The following is an 8,986-nucleotide window of genomic DNA, read 5'->3' as shown; positions in this document are numbered from 1 at the left end:
GGCAACTTTAGGTGTGGCTTTTGCGCTGATCATCAATATTTACAATCGCTACGGCACCCTCAACGAAGAAGAACTTTTAGATAAGATTCAATGATTGGATCCCAAATACCGGCGTTAATACCCGTTACATACATCTTTTTTGCTATTCTGATTCCAGTCATCGCACTTTGGAAACGTGAGATCATCTGGCATCTGAGTCTGCTTGGAACCGGTATTGCTACCTTTTTCTCTTCATGGGGATTCATCAACTATATCCAAACCGGAGAAACTATTCGGTATTTTTTCGGTGGATGGGCTCCTCCTATCGGAATCGAATTTGTATATGATGGTTTAGCAGCTTTCATCGTTCTGGTAATAAATGCCATTGCCTTCCTGGTGCTCATGCATTCCAAAGAGATCAGCAAGGTCGAATTCCCCGGAAAGAAAATGGCGTACTACACCGTCTCCATGCTGCTGATGCTCGGCTTCAACGGAATGGTGCTTACCGGCGATCTTTTCAACCTCTACGTTTTCCTCGAAATTTCCTCCCTCTCCAGTTATGCTTTGATTGCCATTGGAGAGAAACGAGCTCCTTATGCGGCTTTCAGATATTTGATTATAGGAACCGTGGGTGGCTCGCTATATTTGTTAGGCGTTGGATTTTTATACACCGTCACCGGCACGCTAAATATTATTGACATGCACGCGATGTTGCCACAGGTTATCGGACATTCTTCCGTTATCGCAGCACTCATTCTAATGGTAATTGGTGTCGGAGTGAAAGCGGCATTATTCCCACTCCATGGCTGGCTACCGGATTCTTATACCTACGCCTCCTCTACTTCCACCGCTTTGATCGCACCTATTGGGACCAAAGTAGCGGCTTACATTTTGTTAAGAATTTTACTTTTCTTATTTGGCATTGAATTGATTGATGATCAGCTGCCGGTCACCACCATCATTGGGATTTTTGCGGGGATTGGAATTCTTTACGGTTCTATCATGGCTATCGCTCAAAGCGAGATGAAGAAGATGCTCGCATACAGCTCAGTTTCACAGATTGGATATATCATCATGGGAATCAGCCTGGCAAATCCGTTTGGATTTATAGGAGCCGTACTTCACATTTTAAATCACGCCATGATGAAAGCCCTGCTCTTCCTCGTTTCAGGAAACATGAGGCTAAAAGCAGGACATTCCCTCATTACGAAATTTGATAACAGCTATCGCAAGAAATACCCCTGGACGATGGCTGCTTTTACCACCGCAGCTATTTCCATGGTTGGACTTCCGCCCCTCGCCGGATTCTTCTCAAAATGGTACCTCGCACTGGGAACTATTGAGAACAGTAACTGGATCTTACTCGCTGTGATCTTGATCAGTTCGTTACTGAATGCCGTGTATTTCTTCCGAATTTTAGAAAAAGTATATCTCAACAATCCCGAAGCAGAATCATCCGAAGAAACTGAATCTATCGAGAACAACGAAGTCGGTTTCACTATGATGTTCCCCATGGCCGTAATGGCGATTGGGCTGTTGCTGATAGGTATTTTCAATGTGTATATCGTAAATGTAATTTTCACCATGTTTCCGGCAGGATTTTAAATAGATAAATAACGATGGATCTTACGTACATCCCTTTATATGCTGTTCTTGTATCGCTGGCTGCGGTACCGTTCATCTTGCTGAGTTCAAAAAAACCTAATCTACGCGAGTTTTGGACCATCCTGGCCGGGGTGATCAAATTCCTGCTGGTTCTAACCCTACTTCCCTCTGCTCTTCAAGGAAATGTGATTGAGTTAGAGCTTCTTGAAATTGCCCCGAATCTTTCGCTGGTGCTCAAAGCGGATACCTTTGGGGTGTTCTTTGCACTCATTGCCTCCGGACTTTGGATCTTTACCTCCTTTTACTCCATCGGCTACATGCGTGGTCACCATGAGAAAAAGCAGACCCGCTACTTCGCCAGTTTTGCCATTTGTTTGAGTTCCACTATTGGGATCGCCTTTTCCGGCAACCTGTTAACCTTCATCATCTTTTACGAGATGCTGACTTTGGCAACCTACCCATTGGTTATACATAGCGAAACTAAAAAAGGTATTGCAGCCGGACGTAAGTATTTAACTTACACTTTGACTGCCGGACTTCTTTTGATCGCTGCAGCAGGAGTCACCTATTCCCTCACCGGAACACTCGACTTTAAAGCAGGCGGTATCTTTGATGGCGTTGAGCTTTCTCAAACCATGGCCGTTACTATTTTCATCCTGTTTCTTGGTGGTGTTGGGGTGAAAGCCGGTATCATGCCTTTGCATAGCTGGCTGCCTTCGGCGATGGCGGCTCCCACTCCCGTTAGTGCCTTACTTCACGCCGTAGCCGTTGTAAAATCTGGTGTATTTGGCGTGATCCGTGTGGTTGGATTTATCTTTGGCCCAGAGGTGATGGCTGAATTCGACCTCAACGATATTTTGATGGTACTGGCCGGGTTCACCGTAATTGTAGCTTCCCTGCTTGCTTTTGCACAAGATAATTTGAAACGCCGACTGGCATATTCCACCGTAGGACATCTTTCTTACATCGTACTGGGAGTTGCTCTTCTGACCGAAACAGGGTTGATCGGAAGTATCATGCATATTTCTTTTCACGCCACTATGAAGATCACCCTCTTCTTCTGTGCAGGTGCCATTATGGTTAATTTGCATAAAAAGAATATCAGCGACCTGAACGGAATAGCCAAAGTAATGCCATGGACCATGGCTGCATTTACCATCGGCTCCATGGGATTGGCTGGAATCCCTCCGGTAAACGGATTTGTAAGTAAATGGTATCTCGCCTCCGGAGCACTGGAAGGTGGAATGATACTTCCAGTGATCATTTTAGTGGTCAGTGGATTGTTAAATGTTGGATATTTTTTCCCCATCATCCACCGCGCATATTTCCGCAAAGGAGGTCCTGAGCTTGAAGGCCATACGGAGGCCTCACCTTTTATGGTGGTTCCTTTATTCAGTACAGCGATCCTCTCCATTTTATTTGGATTGAATCCCGATCTGTTCTTCAATTTCTTCGATATGGCCACTTCGATAGCGTCCACAATTTTTAATCCATTGTAATTATGAAAAACTGGCACTGGATAGCACTTGGTATTTTACTTATTGCGAGCTTGATTCTGGAGTTCACCTATCTCGCGGATTATGCCTCCCATTGGTGGAATCATGTCCCAGCATTTTATGCACTTTTGGGCGGAGTCGGATGTGCAGCATTAATTTTTATTTCCAAAGGATTAGGTAAAATTTTCATCTTAAGCGACGAAGACTATTATGATGCTTGAGCTTCTTTCTGTCCCTGCTGTTATTCTTATTTTGGGAGCTTTGGTACTTCCACTGCTACCGGAGCGTGTTAGAACCACGGCTTTTATCACCTTTCCGTTGGTTGCCCTCGCGATGATTTGGACGATGCCGGAGGGGAACTTTCTTCAAGTACCCTTTGCCAGCTATGAATTAGAACTTTTGGCCGTAGACGGACTGAGCAGGATCTTCGGAATTATATTTGCACTGATTACCGTCATAGGTGGAGTGTATGCTTTTCATATCAAAGATCTTGGACAACAAAGTTCAGCCTTGGCTTATGCCGGTGGTGCTTTGGGAGTTACTTTTGCCGGAGATTTTTTCACTCTGTTTATATTTTGGGAAATTATGGCTGCGGCTTCGGCTTACCTGATCTGGGCAAGAGAAACTGAAGAATCTGCCAAAGCCGGAATGCGCTATTTACTGGTTCATATTTTTGGCGGGAGTTTATTGTTCACAGGAATTTTATTGCACCTCAGCAGTGGAGGTTCTTTATACATCGAAAGCATCGAACCCGCTTACACAGCCGCCAATATCTTTATGTTATTGGGAGTCGCGCTGAATACAGCCGTCCCTCCGCTCCATGCATGGCTGGCTGATGCCTATCCCAAAGCAACCATTACAGGTGCAGTTTTTATGTGTGCGTTAACCACCAAGTCTGCCGTGTATGTGATGATCCGTCTCTTCCCCGGCTGGGAGATCCTGATCTGGGTTGGAGTGATCATGGCCATTTACGGAACTATTTACGCCCTTCTCTCGAACGACATTCGCGAAATTCTGGCCTACAGTATTATCAGTCAGATCGGATATATGGTTACGGCCATCGGTATTGGCAGTGAACTCGCACTCAACGGTGCTACAGCTCACGCCTTCAATCATATCATTTATAAATCTCTGCTTTTCATGGCGGCCGGTGCTGTTATTCATGCTACCGGAACCAGTAAGTTGAGCGAGCTGGGCGGATTTGCTAAAAAGATGCCGCTGATTGTCGGTCTTTATATGGTTGGAGCTTTATCCATTTCAGGAATGCCATTCCTAAACGGATTTGTAAGTAAAACCATGATTTCAGGAGCTATTGGTGATGCCCATCTCGAATGGCCGATCCTGCTTTTACTGATCGCAACCATCGGAACATTCCTTCATACCGGTCTTAAACTTCCTTACTTCACCTGGTTTGCTGAGAAGAAAAGTGAATTTGAAGTTTCGTCCATTCCTATGAATATGAAAGTGGCTATGGGAATAGGCGCATCATTCTGTATCCTGTTTGGAGTAGCTCCGCAATTGCTTTACAGTCAGCTTCCTTATCCAACCGACTTCCAGCCATTTTCTGTGTACAACTTCGTGGAGATGACACAGATACTCATACTTGCCTTTGTTGGATTCTGGTTTCTGAAGAAACATCTCAACGTTTCCGCCACCATATCTTTGGATACCGACTGGTTTTATCGGCGCCCTGCAGCCATAGTTCGTGCCGTATTTGTTAAAACCCCTAATGATTTGTTCGGGGTTGCGGAAAATGTAACAATGAAACTTGCTAAAAAGCTCTCTGTGTTATCCAAAAACCCAATCAGATACATGCTTCCGGCTTTTACTGCCGAAGGCAGAGAAGTGAAGTCTGACGGATTCACAGCCTCCATGAGTGCCGCACTTGCTTTTATACTCTTCGGGTTTTTAGTAGCTATTTTGGTAGTATTACTTTAGAGATGCTATTTTAATTTATAATTTCTTTGTTGGCTTGTAAGTTGAGTTTCAGTCACCGCCTTTCAGAGCTATACATATTTTCTACTAATCCCCTAAAATTTGAATATAAAAAGCACCAAAATTCCTTCTTGCAAAACTCTGATTCTGATCATTGGTTTCACAATGATGTATCAATTTGTCACTTTAGGCCAAGAGAATAATTCAGGTTCTGATGTAATAATAACGGATACATTAGAGACAGCTTTTATGCCGGCTTTAGCTTATAACTCTGACCTCGGGCTGGTTGGAGGTGGGATCATAAGCCGATATCATTTCCGGAATAACACACAGCCTTTTTATTCCTACTTCAATGCCAATATCTTAGTTTCTACCAAAGGACTTATTTCTTCCTCTGCCTTTCTTGATAAACCTGACATATTTAATTCTGATCAGCGTCTCACGTCGGAAGTTTTCATATCAAGATTTTTAAAAAATCAATATTATGGTATCGGTAATTACCAAAAATTGAATGATCCTCCTGAACAAAATCCTGACTACTATTACTACAATTCTTTTTCAACAGGTTTTGAATTCATTTTAAGACGCCCCCTTATTATAACTTCCAATAATGAACAACTCGATATTTTTGGTGTAGTAAATTTCGATTATTTTACTCCGTGGGGAAATGAGAACAACCGCTTTATCACCCAGGATCAGCCTACTGGAATTGAAGGTTCACATACAGCAGGTTTAGGTTTAGGGTTTATATGGGAAGGCAGAGATAATGAGTTTACTCCTTCCCGTGGAATTTACGGCAGAGTAGGTATTGAAACAGGACAGAAATTTTACGGCAGCTCATCCGATTATTTCATTTTAAAATCTGAAGCAAGAGCTTATACATCTTTTCACTTCATTCGTAAGATCACTTTTGCCAACCGCCTATCATTCCAACACTCTTCTGGCACACTACCCTATTGGAAACTGGCCGAGCTTGGCGGAGAAAAAAGCATGCGTGGCTATCCTGAGAATCGGTTCAGAGACCATAATGTTGTTTTCATGAATACTGAACTTAGGTCCTGGCTTTTTGAATTCCCTGCTTATGAGGTACGTTTGGGAGGAACTTTATTTTTTGATATCGGAAGAACTTATTCCAATGGAACAGCCATCGATAACATATTCAGCGACCTCAAATACACTTACGGATTTGGTGGACTCAGTTCCTTCTTCAACGAGAATTTTATCTTTAGGGGAGATATTGGTTTCTCTGAAGAAGGCTATGGCATCTATTTTACCGCCGGTTATATGTTTTAGTCCTCTTTCAATATGTTGAACTCAACAACCTGCGGTTACGAAACATAATTTCTTTTGCCTGCTCTTTAAGTAAAGTAGCAGCATCGATAAGCATCATTTCGTTTGTTGGAAATGGAACCATTTCTGAGTTAACCATAACTTTTGATGCTTCTGATAAAGCACGCTCATCTCCTGAATATGTAGCTGATGTATGTTCAAAAACTGCCGTGACAGCAATATTATCCGTTTTAACTAACTGATCGGTGCGCAGATCAATATAATCAAGTGTTCCACCTACCATTGTCTCTTTCACCTGTCGTACTTTAGAAACTTCAGCTTCAACTGTTATCATATTTGGAACTCTGATGTCATTACCGAGAGAGTCTTTTGTAACATTACCCCTTTCATCCAGCACATACTTCATTCCATCCTGTATTTCTTTAGTATCAGTAGTTTTTTCTCTTTCTACGCGTTCAGGGGTTACATTAATGTTATTAATATTCAGGACAATGAAATAATCGTACTGCTGATCCTCATCTTCAAACACGCTGTACTGAATCCATCGATCGTTAAGGTCGCCCATTCCTATTTTCTTTAATTCAGTATCAAAACGACCCGGCAAAACCACTTGCGAATTATTCTCAATAACGAACAAAACCTGATTTGTGCCTAAATATTGAGACTCCCGAAGCATTTGATTTACCTCTTTGTAATCGGAATAAATGCTCTTAGTTCTCTCAAATTCATAATAAGCCCTTCGAGCATTTTCTCTTCCACCCTGCTCTAAGTATTGCAACCCTTTCTCATAAGAAATCTCTGCAGCTTGTGACTTAGACTCAATAAGCTGCTCATCGTAATCAATTATTGTAAACTGACTCATTAAAGAAGTAGGGAGTGTTTTTATTCGGTCCTGTCTGTTATCTAATCGCTCATATAAAAGAAAGATCTTTACATAATTTTCTTCTCTTCCTTCTCTTTCCAGAAACTCAATTTGGTCCATGTCAAAGCTGTTTGCCTTGACATATGCCTCTTTCAATACATATAGTTCGTTTTCATCATTTGGTTTCTTACGGAGCTTTTCTACCGCTTTATCAATGGCCCTGTCATATTGCCCCTTCTGTAAAAGTTTCTCAGAAGAATTACAGCCTATTAGCAAGGTGACTGAAATTAGGAGTATGGATAACCTGAATAGCATGATCTTTCCTTTTGTTATAATTTTCATGAAAGTAATAATACTGAGCGAAAAGTTTCTATTAAAAAAAAAGCCGTTCTGAATATCAGAACGGCTTTAAACAAAAATAAAATGTGTATCCAGGGTTTTACCAGCGTAGCACATTAATCTTACTCACATCCACTGTTAAGTTATTTCTGAATATCGCAATAATGATCGCCAGTCCGACAACTGCTTCAGCTGCAGCTACCGCTAAAGCAAAGAATACCAAAATTAGTCCGTCAATATTTCCGTGATGACTTGCAAAAGCAACCAACGACAAATTCACAGCATTCAACATTAACTCAACACACATAAAAATCACGATGGCATTCCGGCGAATTAATACGCCAATAATACCAATAGTAAACATGATAGCACTTAGTCCTAAAAACCAATCAATTCCTATCATAATTAAATCTCTTCTATTCTTTTGATTTTATGCTGAGCAATCATTAAAGCACCTACCACTGCAGCAGTAAGTAATATTGCTGTTAGTTCAAACGGCAACAAATAATCTGTATAGAGGACATCACCTACTGCTTCTACCGTGCCTATGGCTGCCATCTGTTCAGATATAGCGGGAAGAAGCTCGGTTACACCTGCAAAACTATAAAATATCTGCCCCATTACTCCAATAGCCAAGAAAAAGGTGAGAAAATATTTAATTCTGAATTTATCGAATAACTTTTCTTCGTCCTCAACATTCAACAGCATGATGACAAAAAGGAATAACACCATAATAGCACCTGCATATACCAAGATCTGTATAATAGCCAAAAACTGTGCATTCAGGATCAGAAATATTCCTGCTAATGAAACGAGGTTAAAAACGAGGAAAAGAGCGCTGTTAACCACGTTTTTATTGATTACCATAGCCAAAGCTGATCCAACGGCTAAAACTGCCAACATGATGAATAAATAAACGATCATAAATATTCTGTTTTGTGAGCGACAAAGGTAGCCATAATTGGTTCCGCCTTCAAGAACTGACGGTGCAATTTTTTGTTATTTATCGATTTTTTTAATGAATAATCATTACGCCAAAAAGTAAACAAGCCCTGCACCCCCTACTGCCCAACAATAGTAAGCAAAATAGTGAAATCCTTTTTTCTTAAGTATGATGATCAGATACTTTAAGGCAAAGTAACCGGAGATAAGTGCAGTAAAAAAACCAACTATTAAGCTTAGCATTTGCGCATCACTTACTCCGATCTCAATCATTTCTACAACTTGAAGTAGCATTGCCCCTGCAATTACAGGAATTACCATCAAAAATGAGAAGTTTGCGGCGTCTTCCCTTTTCACTCCCAAATATAGCGCAGCAGATATTGTTGACCCCGCCCGGCTAATTCCCGGGATCATTGCAAAGGCTTGCGCCAAACCTATCACAAAACTATTCGGCAGGTTTATTGAATTGGTTGTTTCTCCAACAAAACGTGTTAAAAATAAGATCACCCCGGTCACGATCAGCATAATAGAAACCAGT

General features: G+C 41.5%; 9 protein-coding genes. 5 read left to right on the top strand and 4 right to left on the bottom strand.

Going from position 1 to position 8,986, the window contains the following annotated elements; all coding sequences use genetic code 11:
* Positions 1 to 90: 90 nt before the first annotated feature.
* From VFM80_RS03740 to VFM80_RS03720, 5 genes are all read left to right on the top strand, one after another.
* Positions 91 to 1,584, top strand: a complete 1,494-nt coding sequence (locus VFM80_RS03740) for a complex I subunit 5 family protein (RefSeq protein ID WP_395069690.1) — start codon at positions 91 to 93, stop codon at positions 1,582 to 1,584.
* Between the two features lie 14 nt (positions 1,585 to 1,598).
* Complete coding sequence (locus VFM80_RS03735; protein WP_395069688.1) at positions 1,599 to 3,083, top strand: monovalent cation/H+ antiporter subunit D family protein; 1,485 nt, start codon at positions 1,599 to 1,601, stop codon at positions 3,081 to 3,083.
* A gap of 2 nt (positions 3,084 to 3,085) precedes the next feature.
* Positions 3,086 to 3,301 carry a hypothetical protein gene (locus VFM80_RS03730; protein WP_395069686.1) on the top strand — a complete coding sequence of 72 codons (216 nt, stop codon included), beginning with the start codon at positions 3,086 to 3,088 and terminating at the stop codon, positions 3,299 to 3,301.
* Positions 3,291 to 5,018 (top strand): Na(+)/H(+) antiporter subunit D, encoded by a 1,728-nt coding sequence (locus VFM80_RS03725; protein ID WP_395069684.1) that lies wholly within the window; start codon positions 3,291 to 3,293, stop codon positions 5,016 to 5,018. The genes VFM80_RS03730 and VFM80_RS03725 overlap by 11 nt, the downstream gene beginning before the upstream one ends.
* Before the next feature lie 162 nt (positions 5,019 to 5,180).
* Complete coding sequence (locus VFM80_RS03720; RefSeq protein WP_395069682.1) at positions 5,181 to 6,308, top strand: BamA/TamA family outer membrane protein; 1,128 nt, start codon at positions 5,181 to 5,183, stop codon at positions 6,306 to 6,308.
* Positions 6,309 to 6,315: 7 nt separating this feature from the next.
* Here VFM80_RS03720 and VFM80_RS03715 read toward each other — a convergent pair whose 3' ends face one another.
* The 4 genes from VFM80_RS03715 to VFM80_RS03700 form a co-directional block, all read right to left on the bottom strand.
* The gene (locus tag VFM80_RS03715; protein WP_395069681.1) at positions 6,316 to 7,509 is read right to left on the bottom strand and encodes a tetratricopeptide repeat protein; all 1,194 of its coding nucleotides are present in this window, start codon (positions 7,507 to 7,509) and stop codon (positions 6,316 to 6,318) included.
* 97 nt (positions 7,510 to 7,606) lie between these two features.
* Positions 7,607 to 7,909 carry an NADH-quinone oxidoreductase subunit NuoK gene (nuoK, locus tag VFM80_RS03710; protein WP_395069679.1) on the bottom strand — a complete coding sequence of 101 codons (303 nt, stop codon included), beginning with the start codon at positions 7,907 to 7,909 and terminating at the stop codon, positions 7,607 to 7,609.
* Positions 7,910 to 7,911: 2 nt separating this feature from the next.
* Positions 7,912 to 8,430 carry an NADH-quinone oxidoreductase subunit J gene (locus VFM80_RS03705; RefSeq protein ID WP_395069677.1) on the bottom strand — a complete coding sequence of 173 codons (519 nt, stop codon included), beginning with the start codon at positions 8,428 to 8,430 and terminating at the stop codon, positions 7,912 to 7,914.
* A 105-nt stretch (positions 8,431 to 8,535) separates the two neighbouring features.
* Positions 8,536 to 8,986 (bottom strand): undecaprenyl-diphosphate phosphatase (locus VFM80_RS03700; protein WP_395069675.1); only part of this gene is annotated, 451 nt, incomplete at its 5' end.

The organism is Gracilimonas sp. (assembly GCF_035704785.1).
Classification (GTDB): domain Bacteria; phylum Bacteroidota; class Rhodothermia; order Balneolales; family Balneolaceae; genus Gracilimonas.
This window is presented reverse-complemented; position numbering and strand designations above follow the sequence as displayed.